Source organism: Mycoplasma sp. HU2014, from assembly GCF_001199495.1.
Lineage (GTDB): Bacteria > Bacillota_I > Bacilli_A > Mycoplasmatales > Mycoplasmataceae > Mycoplasma.
Genome location: NZ_LFYS01000025.1, coordinates 1 through 17,999, shown reverse-complemented (window position 1 = coordinate 17,999; position 17,999 = coordinate 1). Strand labels below are relative to the sequence as shown.

General features: G+C 24.0%; 12 protein-coding genes and 2 pseudogenes. 11 read left to right on the top strand and 3 right to left on the bottom strand.

Features of this window, described 5'->3' with window-relative positions:
• The 3 genes and pseudogenes from AB668_RS05685 to AB668_RS01425 all read left to right on the top strand — a co-directional run.
• Window positions 1–494, top strand: a 494-nt coding sequence (locus AB668_RS05685) for a hypothetical protein (protein ID WP_082160315.1), incomplete at its 5' end; no start/stop codon positions are given.
• Between the two features lie 26 nt (window positions 495–520).
• Window positions 521–1,537 (top strand): annotated as a pseudogene (locus AB668_RS01430) (PTS transporter subunit EIIB); the annotation flags it as partial.
• Window positions 1,521–3,785, top strand: a complete 2,265-nt coding sequence (locus AB668_RS01425; protein ID WP_050517305.1) for a TIM-barrel domain-containing protein — start codon at window positions 1,521–1,523, stop codon at window positions 3,783–3,785. The pseudogene AB668_RS01430 and the gene AB668_RS01425, both read left to right, overlap by 17 nt.
• Window positions 3,786–3,831: 46 nt before the next feature.
• Here the strand turns inward: AB668_RS01425 and AB668_RS01420 are convergent, their stop codons facing one another.
• Complete coding sequence (locus AB668_RS01420; protein WP_050517304.1) at window positions 3,832–6,864, bottom strand: BspA family leucine-rich repeat surface protein; 3,033 nt, start codon at window positions 6,862–6,864, stop codon at window positions 3,832–3,834.
• Window positions 6,865–6,887: 23 nt separating this feature from the next.
• Window positions 6,888–8,804, bottom strand: coding sequence for a BspA family leucine-rich repeat surface protein (locus tag AB668_RS01415; RefSeq protein ID WP_050517303.1), 1,917 nt, complete (start codon window positions 8,802–8,804; stop codon window positions 6,888–6,890).
• Window positions 8,805–9,021: 217 nt separating this feature from the next.
• On the opposite strand from AB668_RS01415, the gene AB668_RS01410 reads away from it, so the two are divergent.
• Both AB668_RS01410 and AB668_RS01405 read left to right on the top strand, forming a co-directional pair.
• On the top strand, window positions 9,022–9,879 hold the full coding sequence (locus tag AB668_RS01410; protein WP_050517302.1) for a hypothetical protein: 858 nt from the start codon (window positions 9,022–9,024) through the stop codon (window positions 9,877–9,879).
• A 2-nt stretch (window positions 9,880–9,881) separates the two neighbouring features.
• The gene (locus AB668_RS01405) at window positions 9,882–10,751 is read left to right on the top strand and encodes a hypothetical protein (RefSeq protein WP_050517301.1); all 870 of its coding nucleotides are present in this window, start codon (window positions 9,882–9,884) and stop codon (window positions 10,749–10,751) included.
• Between the two features lie 42 nt (window positions 10,752–10,793).
• Here AB668_RS01405 and AB668_RS01400 read toward each other — a convergent pair whose 3' ends face one another.
• Window positions 10,794–11,492, bottom strand: a complete 699-nt coding sequence (locus tag AB668_RS01400; RefSeq protein WP_050517300.1) for a 16S rRNA (uracil(1498)-N(3))-methyltransferase — start codon at window positions 11,490–11,492, stop codon at window positions 10,794–10,796.
• A 169-nt stretch (window positions 11,493–11,661) separates the two neighbouring features.
• Between AB668_RS01400 and AB668_RS01395 the strand changes: the two genes are divergently transcribed.
• The 6 genes and pseudogenes from AB668_RS01395 to AB668_RS01370 form a co-directional block, all read left to right on the top strand.
• A complete protein-coding gene (locus AB668_RS01395) occupies window positions 11,662–12,504 on the top strand; it encodes a hypothetical protein (RefSeq protein WP_050517299.1) in 843 nt (280 codons plus the stop codon).
• 7 nt (window positions 12,505–12,511) lie between these two features.
• Entirely contained in the window at window positions 12,512–13,660 is a 1,149-nt protein-coding gene (locus tag AB668_RS01390; RefSeq protein ID WP_050517298.1) for an alpha/beta hydrolase, read from the top strand.
• An 80-nt stretch (window positions 13,661–13,740) separates the two neighbouring features.
• Window positions 13,741–14,625 (top strand): Cof-type HAD-IIB family hydrolase, encoded by an 885-nt coding sequence (locus tag AB668_RS01385; protein WP_050517297.1) that lies wholly within the window; start codon window positions 13,741–13,743, stop codon window positions 14,623–14,625.
• Between the two features lie 107 nt (window positions 14,626–14,732).
• Entirely contained in the window at window positions 14,733–16,412 is a 1,680-nt protein-coding gene (locus tag AB668_RS01380; RefSeq protein WP_050517296.1) for a hypothetical protein, read from the top strand.
• A 111-nt stretch (window positions 16,413–16,523) separates the two neighbouring features.
• Entirely contained in the window at window positions 16,524–17,492 is a 969-nt protein-coding gene (locus AB668_RS01375; RefSeq protein WP_050517295.1) for an IS1634 family transposase, read from the top strand.
• Window positions 17,493–17,510: 18 nt separating this feature from the next.
• Window positions 17,511–17,999 (top strand): annotated as a pseudogene (locus tag AB668_RS01370) (IS1634 family transposase); the annotation flags it as partial.

Genomic DNA, 17,999 nt, shown 5'->3' with positions numbered 1-17,999 from the left:
ATATTAATGTTGATGAAAATAATCAAAAAGTTGTTTTTTTAAAAGAAAATGTTTTTGAAAAAGTTCACAAAAATGCAGGGTTCTCAATAATAGTTTCAAACGTTGATTCTGATTTAGAATTTATACTTACTCAATACAAGAAAAGAGATCTTGTTGAAAAAGCATTTTCAACTGTTAAGACCACTTTTGATTTAAATAAATTTAATGTTCAGGATAGATTGGTTTTAGAATCAAAAATGTTTATTTCATTTTTAGCATTGATTGTTAGATCATATTTCAGTTATTGTATGAAAGAATTTTTAGCTGAAAATGGTCATCATACAGTGAATACATTGTTTAGTGAATTATCAAAAATGGAGTTAGCAAAATTCAATAAAACATATGTAAGTTCTTATGGTTTAAGCAAGACTCAAAAAATAATTTTATCTGCATTAAAAATAACCGAAAAAGATGTAAATCAATGCACGAAAGATATTAATAAAAACCTAAACTAGTCACACGAACGTGAAAAGTTCAGGATACAAGTCCAGAAAACGCAAAAATAATTGCAGAGTTCTTTGTTTCTAGAGATGCAAATGTAATTGCAAATCTAAAAGCTGAAGGACAAGAAAAAATTTGATTAAGTTGAGTTACTGCTCTAGGACAAGTTAAAAGCCAATGAGCTGATTATGCAAAAGCTAATTCATTATCACTATCAATGCAAGACACTTTTAAAGTTGTTTTAGAATCTGTTACACCTGTTAGATTTAAAGTTGGTCAAATGATAACTTCAAATGGTTCATTAATTGGAGCAGGTGTTGGAATGTGATTAGCAGTTCCAAAAGATAAACGTACAAAATATACATCAATTTATGTATCAGCAATGCTTTCATGTTTATTAACTGGTGTTACTGAACCTATTGAATTTATCTTTATGTTCTCTGCACCAATTCTATATGTGATTCACGCTATTTTATCAGGATTAGCATTTGGTTTAAGTGATTATATTCCTATGAGAATTCATGCATTTGGTGGAATTGAAACAATCGTTAAATATCTATTTGTATTCGGTCCTCTTTCAATTAGAGGTATTGGATTAGAAGGAATATTATGAATCCAAGGACTATGATTATTATTAGTTACTATTGGATTTGCTGGAATTTATTTTGTTGTATTCTATTCATTCTCAAAATTATTCAAACCTGCAATTCCTGGATTCACAAGTGTTGAAGAAAATGAAAAAACTATTTCTAAACAAAATATTTCAAGTGATAGTTCAACGAAAATAAGCGAAAATGAAACAACAATATCTGATACTATTGTCAAACTACTAGGTGGATATGATAACTTAGAAGATGTTGATGCATGTATGACTAGATTAAGAGTTAAAGTTAAAGATAGATCAAAAGTTGAAGATAAATTTAAAGAACTAACTGGTGCTTTTGGAGTTCTTGACAAAGGTAATTCGCTACAAATAGTTTATGGACCCAAAGCTGATATTTATAAAAATGAAATCATAGAAAGAATGGAAAACTATAACAATGCCAAAAGCGAATAATGTTACTAAAGAAATGTTAGAGTATTCATTCCCAATTAAAGAAAGGATTTTTAATCCTAAAAATGAATATTGAGTAACTAATAAAGTTTCTGACATTTGAAAGAATAACGACACTTTATTTATTGAAATAACTTTTTCAAATTTTCAAAAAGCTACTTTTAAGATACAACTTTTAGATTCAAATATTATTAATCTTAAACTTTCACAAAGACAAGTTAGTGTGGTTTTTGATGAACATATAAACAAAGAAATAAATAAAAAACCTATTAATTTCACAAAAACAGATAAACAAATTATTATTGATTTAGAAAATGATGAAAAATTAGTTTTCAACATTAATCCTTTCTCACTAATGTTATTAGATAAAAATAATAATATTAAAACTAGAACAACATTAAGAAGTGGATATCAGTTCTTTGAAGGTTTCATTAATCCTAATTTAGGAATAGAAGTAGATGAATATAAAAATCATAGATTCTTTATGTCATTTGATATTGAAAATGATGAAAAATTCTATGGACTTGGTGAAAAATTTAGACCTTTAGTTAAAAACGGAGTTGAGTCAGTAATATGAAATACAGATAACTCTTGTGTAACTAATAATGATCTAGCTTACAATGGTTTACCTTTATATTCAACTAATAAGTGAGGGTTTTTAGTTAATACAGGTGCTAAAACTACATTTGAAATAGGTTCACCAACTACTGATATCTTATCTTTTAAAGTAGATCAAGACTATTTAGATTTATATTTATTTACTAACAACAGTTTAAAAGAATTAGTATCAAGTTATACATTATTAACTAATAGAATTTCAAAAGTTCCTGATATTGGTTATGGAGTTTGATTGAACAGACTTTATTATCATAACTATGAAGAATTATTTGAAGCAATTCAAAAAGTAAAAGAAACAAATTATCCATTAGATGTTATAAGTTTAGATCCTAAATGACTGAAAAATAGATATACAAAAAGTTGTAATTTCGAATATAATACTGATGCATTCGGTGATTTTAAAAAATTATTTAAAGATGTAAAAGCACAAGGTTTAGAAATGTGTTTTTGAGTTAATCCATATATTCAAAATGATGGATCAGAAAACTCTAAATATTTATTTGAAAATGATTTATTAGTTAGAACAGCAAATCAAGATTATGCTCATCCTTGAACAGGAACAGAAACTTATCAAGAAAATAACTATATAATAGACTTTTCTAATCCAAAAGCTTACAACTGATATAAAAATCAAATTAAAAAATTATTTGAATTAGGATTACGATTTGTTAAACCAGATTATGGTGATGGTCTACCTGAAGAAGCACTTTTATATAACGGTTATAAATCTAAAGATTTCAAACAATACTTTATGTATTTATATGTAAAATGTTGTTATGAAGCTGGTGAAGAATTCTTTGGAACAGGTAGAAATGTAGTTGTTAGCCGTCCTGGATATATTGGAACTCAAAAATTTGTTGGTAAATGATCTGGAGATAGTATTACAAGTTTTAGCGATTTAAAAAATCACTTACAAGCAGGATTATCATTATCGTTAGCTGGTGAAGTTGTTTGAGGAACAGATATAGGTGGATTTGTTCAATCAAGTGACTTTAGTGAAGATTTATATAACCGTTGAACACAATTTGGAATGTTAAACACCTTTTCTAGATATCATGCTTTTGGACAAAGAGAACCTTGAAGATTTAGTAAAGAAGTTTTAGATAACTCTATTAAATGAGCTAGATTCAAAAAAACTTTACTACCAGAATTTAAAGTATGAGAACAAGAATCAATTAAAAAAGGTCTACCAATATTAAGACCAATGGTTTTAGAAAATGAAAATAATAAAATAGCTAGATTAATTGATGATCAATATTATATTGGAGAAAACATTTTAATATGCCCTATATTAAAACAAAACTCTAATAATAGAGATGTATTCTTACCAGATGGTTATTGATACAAGTTAAATGACAAATCAAAAGAATATCAAGGAAATCACTTATATAATTTTGATGTTGATTCAGACGATATATTAATTTTTGTTAAAAGCGGTTCAGCAATATTAAGATTTACTAATGGTGATTACAATTTTAAAAATATTAAAGATCAAGAAATTGAAGTAGATATTTACGGTCAAGTTGATAATCTTGAATATCAATTTGAAATTGATGAAGTGTTAAATAAAATTTTTATTAACAATAATGAATTTAAATATGAATCAAAACACAAAATTATTTTTAAGAAATAAAACCTGAACAACACAAAAAACAGAGCTAAGCTCTGTTTTTTAGTTATTATCTTATTCCTTCGATTCCTTGCATACCATTTGGTAATTTACCGCTAGCTAAAGTAAATTCAGGATGACCATTTTGATTGAAAAATTTATAATTATTACTTCCTTTTACTTCAATAGACCTACCATCATCAGTTGTTAAAGTCCAACCTAGTATTGTAGGTAATGTCCATTTAGATATATTTTGATTAAAACTTGTAGCACCATTAAACATTCCATTCATATTTTCAACACATCTTAATTTAAATTGCCAATTTACACCTATTTTTTCCGGATTAAAACTTGTAGCACCATTAAACATGTTTTCCATATTAATATTAAAAGCACATTTACCATTTCTAAATTTAACAAATAGTCATCTGTTTATTTGTCCATTAAATAATGTTGCATTTTGAAACATACCACTAAAATCCCTAACATTTTCAAAGTCAATGTTTGTATTTAGAGAATTTCCTACAAAATTTTTAGTATTAGCAAACATACATTTTACGGTTTCAACATTTTTTGTTTTACTCTTTCATTGTTCTATTCCTACAAATGCTTTGTCTGTTAAAGATTCAGCTCCTTGAAACATTTCACTCATATCAGTTACATTTTCAATATCAAAATTTATAGGTTCATTAAAATTAACAGCATTTTTTAGCATACCTGACACATTTTTTAATTTATTAGTATTTTTTAAAGTATCCAATCTTTGATTAAAGATTTCATTACCTGAAAACATTTCTTTAACTGTTATTGCACTAGATAGATCTCAATCTTTTATTTCTTGATTAAACTTACTCTTGTTAGAAAACATAAATGAAAAATCAGTCACATTAGACATGGTTTCAGAAAATTTACCATTTAAATTTAAATTATAATCTGAACCTTGAAATAAACCTTCTAAACTTTTAATAGATCTAACATTTCAAGAAGATATGGATTTTTTTTCATTTCTATCAAATTTAGATTTTGCAAACATATATTCCATTTCTTCTAAACTTGATATTTTATTAGATCACTCAGATAAACTAGTAGATATTGTTGTATTAACAAACATATGATTCATATATTTAACTTTTGAAACATTTCACTTTGTTAAATCTTTATTAAACTTTTCTGCTTCTTCAAACGTATGACTCATATTGATTACATTTTCAGTATTTCAAGTTGTTATATCTCCATTAAATTTTTTAGCATTTTTAAATAAAGATTTCATGTTTAAAACCTTTGAAGTATTTCAATCATTTAAATTTTGATCAAACACTGTGGCTTTTTCAAACATTGATTCCATATTTTCAATATTTCTAGTTTTGTGTGATCAGCTATTTATTGGTCTATTAAATGCTGTTGCTTCATGAAACATTCCACTAGTATCGATTACATTCGAAACATTTCAACTAGATAAATCTCCATTAAAACCCTTTGTATTTTTAAACATATTTTTCATAACTCTTACATTAGAAACATCTCAAGAACTTAAATTACCATTAAAATCTGTTGCACTTTCAAACATTGAATCAGTTGATTCTATTTCTTCAGGTAATTTGTCTGGTACAGTTATAACGTTTATTGGCATTCTTGCTGCTTTAATAAGATTAGAAGAGTCATCTTTAAAATATCCTATTTCTTTTATATGTTCAACTGAAAAATATTTATCTATACTTAAGTCTATATCAAATGTTTTTTGAACCTTATTATTTTCATCTAAGTAAACAGTTGGTTTAATTACTTGTATTTTTCTTTCAGGTATTTTATATGTATAAACTTGAGAATCATAACTATATTTAATTTCTATTTTATCATCAACTTTTTTATTGTAATCATTAATATCTTTTAAGTGAATAGCTAATTTTTCTTTTTCATTAGAAAAATTATTTTTTATAATATCTAATAGTTCAGAATTTTTAATTACAATTTTATCTTTAGGTAAAGTTATATCTTTAAAAAGTTTTTCTACTCTTGTTCTTATAGATTTTATAAACTCATCATCATATGTAAATTTAACTTCATTCAAAACAACAGTTTTTGTTTTTTTAGAACCATCTTGATTTGTTTGTATTATAAAAAATGTGATAGTTTCTCTTTCAATATTTTCATTACTTCTAGTTGTTAAGAAACTAATTTTACTTAACTCATATTGAGTTAGTATTTGTTTAATGTAATTGATTGCTGTTTCAACTTTATCAGTTTGTTTGAATTTGTGCTTAATTATTAGGTTTCAATATTTTTTTATTTTTAAACTAAGATCGGTTGTTGAGCTAGAAAAACCGTTTAGTTTATCTTCTAATCTTTCTTTATATTCACTTGCTTCTTGAATTCTTTTAGTTATATCTAAACTAGTGTGAGAAACATTATCTACCTTATTTTTAAGTAGGTCTATTTTTTCTTGTAATGATAAAGAATGTCACATTTCTTCATCTGGTGAACCAACTAAATCTATTATTTTTTGTTGATTAATTGTTGTATTAATAAGATTATTCAACTGTTCAAATTCTTTAAAAACGTCATTAATTATAGAAATTGTTTTTTTTGCAACATTAGATAATATTTTAGATAGACTATGAATTTTTTGAGAAATTATTTTCACTTGTTCACTGGTTTCAGTTATATTTGCAGTGTCAACTTTTTCTATTTTTTCTATTTTATTATGTTTATTAGGATCGATAGTATAATTTTCTAATTCTACAAATTGATTAGTTGTTTTATCAATTGCGACTAAAACATAAATTGTGCTATTATATTTAAACTCAGTAAAATTAACTAATTGATTATTGAAAATATCTAACAATTTTTCATATTGTTTATTTGATCTTTGAATAGTATCATCTACTTTTGTATCTAACTTATCTAATTTATCTTTTAATTGGATAGTAGAACTTAATAACTGTTTGTATTCTTCTTTTTTTGTTTTGATGTAGTTTCTAAGTAAAATCACATCGTTATCATCTATATGAGTATGATTGATATTGCTCATAATAAAAGGAGCACTTGCTGAAAATCCAACTAGTGTTAAAAACAGTGTTGTCAATTTTAAAGTTTTTAATTTCATAAGTCCTCCTTTATCTATTTTAATTATCGACTATTTTCGAAATTTTGATCATCTCATCTTTCTCAACCTCATTTATTGAAGTCAACCTTGTCAGCGCCCTCAAACATATTTTCAAAAATTGTTCTCATATTTCTTACTCTATATTTTCAACTTGATAAGTCTTGATTAAAAGATTTTGCATTTCTAAACATATCATTACTATTAATAACATTTTTGACTAATCAACTACCAAGATCTTGATTAAAACTTGAAGCATTATGGAATAAATTTTTAGTTACTCTTATATGTCTTACATCTCATGAATTAATGTTTTGATTGAATTGATCGCAATTTTCAAAAACACCTTCTAAAGAAGTTATTTTTCTTGAAATTTGAGATGGAACTTTTTTAATCGTTCTTGGCATTTTAGTGGCTTTGATTTGTATATTTTTACCAAAATCAATTCTATAACCTATATTAAGTACAGTTTCGATATTTTTATCAGCAAGTCGATTTAAATCGGTAACATCAGTTTGTTTTATTACACCATCACTAGTTATATAAGAAGTTTTTTGTTCATCCGGAAAATCTTTAATTTTAAAAGTAGGAATTTCTAATTCACACTCATTATGACCTACTCAAATACGAAATTTACCAAAATGAGTTCCATCAATTACAGGGTATTTTTTAATATCTATAAATTTATGAACATTTACTAAATTTTGGTGGTGTGATAGTTTTAATCTAATTTTATTAACAATATCTCCATATGAATCATATTGTTCAATTTCATTTTCTTTTTTAAGTTGATCAAATATTTGCTTAACTTCATTCTCTAATTTGTCAGATTCTTCTTTATTTAAAATATCTTGTTTATTGATTCTTGGCAATTCTATTAGTTTATTAAATTTATCTTCAATTTCTATTTTTAAATCTTCATTTATATCAATAATTTTATTGTTCTGAAATGATTCTTTATCTTTATTTCTAAAAAAATCAATTCTAGCAGATCCCCCACCTGGTATAATATATTTTATATCGTCTATGTGGTAACTGATTTGTCTTATAACATCCAAAAGTGTCAAATCAGGACTAATGTTTCTTTTAATAACCTCTCATTGTTTTAAAATCTCTACAGTTAGTATCGTAGCTCTTAAACTATATCCATTTAAAAGATCGTTATAAAATATTTTTTCTTCCAACAGATCATAATATTTATCTAATAAAAGAAGTTCATTAGGTTTTTTAGTAGTTAAGAATTTAATAATTTTATCTATTTTTTCTTCTAAAGGAATTTGAGATCAAAGTCTATTATCAGAAAAAGGAATATTAATTAAATTTAATTGTTTTAAAACTTCTTTTTCATTATCTATTTTAATTTTAGCTTCAAAAAAATTGACTGCGTAATCTTTAGTAAATACTTGTTGAAAATCGGTTTTAAACTTTTTAATTAATTCAATACTACGATCTATTTTACTATTTAGATCATTGATATTTTCATTAGTAAAAATATCATCTAGTTTAGTAAGTTCAACAATATTTTTACTTTCTATTTTTTCATCATTAACTACAACTAAGTTTTTGTTTTCTTTATCATAAGCTATTACAATAATATTTTTATTATTAAGAGTTATTTTAGACAGATTAGCTATCATGTTATTAAATGTTTGACTTAAAAAATTAAAAATCTCTTTTCTTTTAGAATTAACATTAGAAACTATACTATTAATTTGATTAATTATTTTGTTTAAATTACTTGACTCAGTATTAAGTTTATTTACTTGTTGTTCATATTGATCAAGTTCTTTTTTTAATGTGTTATAAGCATTATTTCTATTAAAATCAACATTAAATGAACTGTTAGGATTATTAATAAATAGTTTATATGAAATAAGAAAAGAACTAGCACAAACACTAGTTGTTAAAGTCACAAACATAGCTATTTTTCTAAAAAATTTCATATTCTATTTCCTATTTACTATTATATTTTACAATATTGCTATTTAAATTTCATTATTTGTGAATCTGTGATCTGGAATATCATATTTGTAAATCTGTGGTTTTGTTAATGTGATTATTAGTTATTTATTAACTGTGAGTTTAAAAATATTAGAATTAATGTTTAAATTAAATTAAGACTATATGTTTATTTTATAAAATAGATAGGAGAAATTACTAATGAAAATAAAAAAATCATATTTAGCATTAGGTTTAGGTTTTGTTGCAGTTTCAACTGGTGTTATTACAACTTTAAAACTAACTTCAAATAAAGATAACCAAGATTTAATAACTTTAAGAAATCAAATTAGAACTTTTAAACAAGATATAGAAAATGCTAAAAATGAATTGACAAGTTTAACTAGCGGTTTAACATCTAGAATCAATAGTATAAACGAGAGAGTTAATACTTTAACTGAATCTACTGAAAAAAATATTGCTGGTTTAAAAACTATTTTTAATACAAACTTAAAAAGTTTAAATGAATTTAAATTAAAAAACTTTAAACAAGAAGAATCAACTTATTATTTTGTAGTTTATCAAAACAATGAATTTAAAGTAAATGAAAACAGAAATTCAGGAACTCAAATTCCAAATGTTGAAGAAACTCAAAAATACAAAACTGAAATGGCTAAAAAAGAAGAAGATAAAAATGTTTTTCAAAAAGAGAAACAAATAATCTCCGAAATCATTAAAGAAGTTAGCAATAAAATCAGAGAATCGATGGAAAAAACTTTTAATGAAGCTCTAGAACAAGTTAAAATATTAGAAGAACTTATAACAAGATTAGAAGGTTTAGATAGCCAAGAATTAACAGATTTATTAAAAGATAATGGTCAAGATTTAACTAATTGAGAGAAAAAAGATGTTAGTGAAAAAATAGAAATAATTAAAAATGCTTTAACAAGCAAAAATGAAATTATACGAGGTTTAATTGACAAAATAACTAGTGTGAATGATTCACTAAAATCAATTATGAGTACTGTTGATAGTATAGATGATATGTTAGATGGTAAAACAAGTAGAAAGGTTGTGTAATTATGAAAAGTAAAAAATTAATAATCCCAATCATTTCAAGTATTGTTATAGCTGGTGTTGGTGTTACTGGTACTTATTATGGAGTAAATCAATATAATGAAAAAAGTCAAATAACAGCTCTTAGACAAGAAGTAGCAAAACTTAAAGATAAATATGAAAAAGCTAAACAAGAGATAGAAACTCAAAGATCTACATTGCAATCAACTATTAATAAAATTAAAGCTGAATTAGAATCAACTATTGAACAATCTAACAAAAACCTTGAAAATTTAGTAGCAAATTTCAATACCTTAAGATCAATTGCAAAATATGAAATAACAAAAGAAGATCAGGATAAACCTGAAAAAACTTATTATTTAGCATATTATGAAGGAGATCAAATTAAAGCTTCTGAAACTATAACAACCTCTCTTAAAGAAAATCAAAAAGAAATTCCTGAACTTAAAGATATAAAAGAATATAAAGATGTAAAAGAAGGAACACTTAAAGATAAAGTTTTACCAGAAAAAGAAGCAGAAATAATAATTAAAATAACTAAAGACCTTTTAATAAAAACTAGAGAAGGTTTTGGTGTATTAATTGAATTTTTAAACGATAAAAAGAATGAATATGACTTATTAATTAGTAAACTTGATGCTTTAAAACAACAAGATTTCTATGATTTATTAAAAGTTGAAGGTCTAAATAAAAATGCATGAGATGCTTTAGATGAAGCTGAAAAAATTCAAAAAATTAAAGATGCTTTAACTAATAAAAACGATGAGATAGCTCAACTTATTAACATAATTGAACAGGAAGCGAAAAACTTAAAAGACTTAAACACTACAGCTCAAAGTATCTTAGATCGTTTACAAGGTAAAAAGAAACAATAATATAATTGTAAAAACTCAGGTATTTAATTCCTGAGTTTTTGTCTATTCTTTTACTTTACTTAACATTTTAATTGATGCAGTTTCTGCTCTTAAAATAGTTTTTCCTAATGAAATAAATTTAATTTGATCACTATTTAAACTCTTTGCAAATTCAATTTCTTTATCGCTTAATCCACCTTCAGGTCCAGCAATTAAAACTGAATTCGTATCTAATTGATCTATTTCTAAATCGCTATCTAATTGTTCATGAGCAATATAAATTGTGTAGTTTAATTTTAGATATTTTTTTATAATATCTTCATATTTTAAAGGTTTTGTAATTACTGGAATTATATTTCTAAAACTCTGTTCACTAGCATTTTTTATTTTAGTTTCATAACGAATCATTTTTTTATCTGAAAAACTAAAATCAACTAGTTTATGATTACAAAATTGACTAATCATAGGATGAATTGTTTTTACACCTAATTCAGTTGATTTTTCAATCATTCATTCAAAACGATCTATTTTAATAATTGGAGCAGCTAAAACTAAATCTTTTTGATATTCATGATTAATATCTAATTGTTGAATAATTGTAGCTATATTGGTTTTATTTTGTAATTTACATTTAAAAAATATACCATCATAATTAATTAAAAATTCATCATTTTCTAATCTAGCAACTTTAATATGATGCATTAAATCATCATCTAAAATAAAATGATTTTCAAATTTATTATTACAAAAAAATCTATGCATATTACTATCTCATTTCTATAATAATATTTTAAACAAATTAGATCTAATTAAACAATTTTATTTTTCTAAATAGATAAACTAGATCGTAATATAGAAATAATATACAATAGAAAAATATTTTAAATAGATATAGAATAATAATGTGAATGAAACTGTTTAGGACAAGAATATGAAAAATAGAGATTATAAAAGATTTTATTTAAATTGAAAATGATATTACTACGTGTTAGTTTTATTTTTAATTTTATATATGTTTATATTAAGTATTAAGTATGGAATTATTCAAGAAGGATGATATATGAATAATAAGAATGAAGTTAATGTTTTAATTTTAAGTTATGATGCAATGAATTCATTTTTTACAACTCATGTTAATTTCATAACCGCTATTTGATTAATAGTCATAATATTACAGTACGACCAAATTAAACCTAGCGATAGATGAGTAAGAATTTTTACAAATATAGTTTTAAACTATAACTTAATAATGTTAGTTGGATTTATAATTGGATTAATTTTTAACAAACCTGAAATAGCAAATCAACTTGTTTCATTAGAAAATTGAACAACTTATCAAGCTGTTGTAACTATTGTTATTCATTTTATAATTCCGTTAGCTTTAGTTGTAATTTATTTTTTTGAACAAAAAACTTATTATTATCAATTTAAAAAAATTAGATCATATTGAAGTGAGTTATTATTAGTTAATATTTATCCTTGTATTTATTTAGGTTTTATATTAACAAGATCAATAGTTTATAAAAATGCAAATATTGAACAATATAGATTTGCTTATGGATTTTTAAATTTTGAAAAACCTTTGATAGGTTCATCTTCTATTGGTTATTTTATTCTACTTTCTCTTTTTGTTATTTTGTCAATAACACTAACTCAATTGATTGTAATGTTTTACAATAATCTATGTTTTAATATTAAGAATAAATATTTCAATAGTGATTTTAAAAATAGTAAAGATGAAATTTATGATGATAAACAAGTTATAAATAATTAGGAGATATATGAAAAATAAAAAAATAGCTTTAGATAAATTAATAGGACAAAAACTATTTAAATATATAAAAAAACCTTTTAGTTTTGTATATTGATTAGCTGAATCTTTAACAGTTTTTAAAAGAAATAAAAAACAAAGTTATGTAAGTGATATTCCTGAAGTAAATAAAATAAATAAAATCATGAAATATTACTATAAAAGAGAAGAGTTTATTTTACATTCAGATGACAAAATTAAATCTTTTGAATTTAAAAGTAAAGATGGTACTAATTTAGTTGGATTAAAATACATAACAGATGAAAAATCTAAAAAATGATTAATTTCTTCTCATTGATTTGCCGGTCATAAATATTGAGCATTAGCTCATGTTAAAGCTTTTATTGAACTTGGTTATAATATTTTAGTTTTTGATTTTAGAAATCATGGTCAATCAGATAAAACTGATGTTATAAGTATGGGTTTATTTGAAAGTGAAGATTTAATTGCTGCAATTAAGTATTTAAATGAAACTGAAGATGTTGAAACTTTAGGTTTATTTGGAATGAGTATGGGAGCTTATATTACTAATTATGTAACTACAACTCAAAAAGAATTATTAGATAAAAGTAATGTTAAATTTGCAATTAGTGATTCAACTTATGGATCAATGGAATCATTATTATATAAAAGTTGAAGAGCGTGATTTAAATTATTTTTAAATAAAAGACTTGCAAGAAAAATTGTAGATAAAGTATTACATTCTCAACAATCAGCAACTAATCAAGATCAAAAACAATTAGATCTATTTGCTAAATATGAACAAGATAAAATCATTCCTGCTAGTGCTCCAACTCTTTTTATACATGGTATTACTGATGTTATAACTCCACATACTGATTCATTAAGACTGTATATAAACCGTATAAATCAATGTAAAGATGATGAGATTTTGATATATAATTCATGTAATCATTGTTTTGCATTAAAAGATCACTACTATCAAACAGTATATAGAACTTTAATGTTTGAAAATAAAATAATTGCTGATGATAAAGCTACTAAAAAAGCTTTAAAAAATATGAATATAACAAAAGAAATTATTAACAATAACTTTAACGAATTAAAGGATGCACCAACATTTCATTTTTGTGTAGGTTCTAAAAGAGAAGTGTGATAAATTTTCTAATTATTATTTGTAATCGAAAATAAAAAATAAATTTGTTTTTATAATATTATGAAGTAGATAGGAGATTAATTATGAAATTAAAAAGATTGGACGTAAAAAGATTAATATTAGTTGATTTAGACGGAACAGTTTTAACTAATTCAAATGACAAAATCCATCCTGTTACTAAACAAGCATTACAAGATGCTGTTAAAAGAGGACACACAGTTTGTATTGTGACTGGTCGAGCTTATAGAGCTATGAAACATATCTATAAAGAATTAAATCTTGACACAGCTGTTGCTACTTTTGATGGAGCACATATTCACGATCCTAAGAAAAAACAGTTAAAAAGAATTATTTTACCTATTAATAATGACATTATTATGCAGATTATAAATGAACCTGTAATTAAAGAAAATGTTGAAAATATTTTAATTGAATATTACAATAAAACATTAATTTGAAAAGATGATAAAAACTTATATGAATTTTTCCATTTATATGATGTTGAAGCAAAAGAAGAAACTAAGATTTTTATAGAAGGTTCACCTTATGAATTATGAAATGATCCAAGTAATAATTTAGTTATAAAATTAAAATCAAAAGAAGCTAAAGATAAAGTTTTACGTGTTTTAACAAAATATCAAGATGCTGTTAAAATTCAAAGTGATATTTTATATGGTATTAAATCAGAAAGTAAAAATCCTATTATTACTTTAACTAACAAAAATGCTGATAAAGGATTTGCTGCGGTATTTCTAGCTCAGTATTATAATAAAGATCTAAGAGACGCCATTGCTTTTGGAGATCAATTAAATGATTATCAAATGATTCAAACTGTAGGTCATGGAGTAGTGATGCAAAACGGAACTGATGCTTTAAAATTTGTTGCTAAAGGAATCACTCATCTTTCAAATGATGAAGGTGGAGTAGGACATTATTTAAACGGTTTATTAAATGGAGAAGAAATGTAAAAAGTAGCAAGAGCTACTTTTTGTTTATAAATTTGATTAAACACATTGAGAAAAAATAAGGATGTAATAAAATTAATAATTGTAAAAATTAAAAAAAGGAGATTTGTATGAAGAAAGTTATTATATGATCATTATTACTTTTAATTTGCACATTTTTCTTTTTTGAATATTGATATTTAATTGAGAATTTTGTCCCTTTTGCTATAAAGGGAACAAAAGATGGCAGAGAATTCATATTATCATCTAGATCTCCTAATTTTATTTCAGAGTGAAATGAGTTATTGGGAGTTCGATTTAATACTTTTACACCAATAGCAGATTGGAAAGAATTTATTGTGCGCGAAGGTTATGAATTAACAGGTTATTTTTTAGGTAATAGCATTATTTTTGAATTTTTAGAAAAACTTAAATATTTATTGGGTTCTTTAATGGTTCTTATTTTATGTAATATTTATAGAATTACAATATTTAAAACATTCAAAAATGTAAAGGCATACTTAAAAAATAGAAATGATTTTATAGTTCACGGATATAAAGACACTATAAATTATTTAGAAGAATTTAAGAATAAACTTCAAAATATAAAAACCATTAAGCAAGAACACAAAGATGATATTAAAAAAATGTGTGAGAATTATAAAGAGATGATATGTAGGCCTATTTTTGTTACACATTTAATAGACGATATTTGACAAAATTTAATATCAGAAAAAAATGATTTATCTTTATATATTCAAGCTATTGAAAATGTTATAGAACTTGTAAAAGAAATCTATAGAAAAGAAAAAAAGAAAATGAAAAAATCTGGTGGATTTGAAGAATGAGTTTCAGGATTATCAATGAGTTTTCAATATAATTCACATAGTTCTAGTTATTATAAGCAATATATAAATCATATGAATTGATTAAAAAAAAGAGATGTCAGCAGAGGTTATATATTAAATATCCCATTCATATATACTATGTGTCTATTATTGTTTCCTATTTCATTTATTACAATTTTACTAGTATTATTTATGCTAAATTTAAATGAAGGACTTGTTTCTTTAATAGTTGCTAGTATACTTATACCTTCATTTATATTATGGATTTGTAGTGTTTCTTATTTTATTTTAATGTATCAAAGAAGTATTAAAAATAAAAAAAAGAAAAATGAAAAAATATTACCAATTGAATATATTAGTTACATTTTACTTTCTTTCACTTCTGTTTTACCTTTTGTATTAATTAAAATTCTTCAGCAATTAAACCAAATAGGTTATAATGTCATTTCTGAAATTTATACACCAAAAAGACTAGATATTTTTTACATCTATTTTCTTTTTATTTTATTACTATCTTATTCTTGAGATATTCTAAATGAATTATATATGTATAAAAAATATGATCAAAAAATTTCTTATAAAATATGATTTTTCGAGTTCTTTTTAGTAATTTTGTTAAGTTTAACAGTATTTGTGCTGTATGGGTGTTGTTTACTTATAAAAAATGAAAGACACGTTGTAAACATACTCCTTTCTTGCAGGATATTTTTACACCTGCCACTAATTTTAATACCTATTTTTAGAATTACTGTAAATTCACCTAAGACGAATTGGATATATGACAAATTATCTAAATTTAATAATAAATTAAACTTTGATAGCACTAAAAAAGATAAAAAACGTAGAATTAAAAAAATAATATGAATATGATTTGTTAAAACATCTTATATTTTTTGCTCGATGATTCCATATATTATACTTATTATTGTTAACATCTCCCGAGTTTTACAGTTGTTGTACTAACAAATAAATAAAAAAGATGAAAAGTTTAGATTTTAAGGGCTTTTTCATCTTTTTTCTTAATTTTATTTACTTTTTCCAAAGTTATGCTAAAATATTTATAGGAAAAACATTATGATAAAACGAGATAAGATAAAATTTAAAGATGGAACTGTTAAGACATATTTTAGAGTCATTAGAGGATATCGAGATAAAGACGGAAAAGTTAAACAAGAAATCGTTAAAAGTTTTGGGTATCTAGAAGATCAACTAGATCAAAATAAATTCATAAAAGAGGTTGAAGAGTTTAACAAAAACGCACTTAAAGGACCTAGAATAACTTTTAGTGAAATCAAAGATAAATCATTTTTAGATGATCCAAGTTCAAGTTCATATAACTTTGGTTACAAATATTTAGAAGCAGTATATCAATTCTTGGAATTAGATGATTTTTTTGCTACCTTAAACTACAAAACAACATATTCTATAAATGAAATTTTCAAGTTTTTAGTTTTGCAAAGAATAATGTCGCCAGCTTCTAAGAGATCTACATATAAAAAGATAGAATCCCTTTATAATAAAGAACTTAATTTTCCTATTCATGCTGTTTATAGATGCTTAGATTACATTGATAAGCACTCAGATGAACTTCAAAAACATTTAAATAAGGTTATTTCATCAAAAATAGGAAGAAATGCAGTTGAAACATTCTTCGATTCAACAAATTTTTATTTTGAAAAAGACTTTGAAGATGCAGATGTTTATGAAGAAGTTTTTCCACTTGAAACTAATAAAAAAATCATAAATGAGCAACAAATAATTTCAATTAAAGATGGTAATACAGAAAAACAATACAAAAAAATTACAGGTTTATTAAAACGCGGAGTTAGTAAAGAACATGTTGTTGATCCAATTGTTCAATTGGGACTTATGATGGATTCGAACGGAATTCCAATAAGCTATAAGATTTTTCCAGGAAATACTTCAGATTCAAGAACTCTTTTACCTGTTTTCCTACGTTTCCCACTTAGTTACAAAAACAGCACGTTTTTAGTAGCTATATTTTTCATAAAAAAATATAAATATCTATACTTTTATGCTTAAATATGATATAATAGAAATATGAAAAAGTCAAGAAAAGATACAAAAAGACAATGAAGAACATCAATAGCAAGAGTTAAGAAGGGTGAATATTTATCAATTGGGGTGCCGAGAAGAGATAACAAGGGGTTTGAATTCAGATTCGGTTATGGTTATTTACATGAATTGAAAGAATATCACGATGATCCACTAACTGTGATTAAAGCAATTATTGCAAACTTCCCACTATCTTGAACAAAAGAACAAGCTAAAACAAAATTAGATGAAATTTTCAAAGAGAAAAAATCATTGAAAAAAGAGGTTATAGAAAGATATAAAGGTTACGAGATTATTGAAAAACTCTTTGATTATTTCGATATTTTTGATAATTGTTCTACTACAAGATCAACAACACTAAAAGATGTTATTATGCAATTAATTTATCAAAGAATTAAAAATCCGATTAGCGTATTTAACACTTACAAAACAATAAAAAAAGAAAGAATAGATACTCATTCAAAAAATTCATTT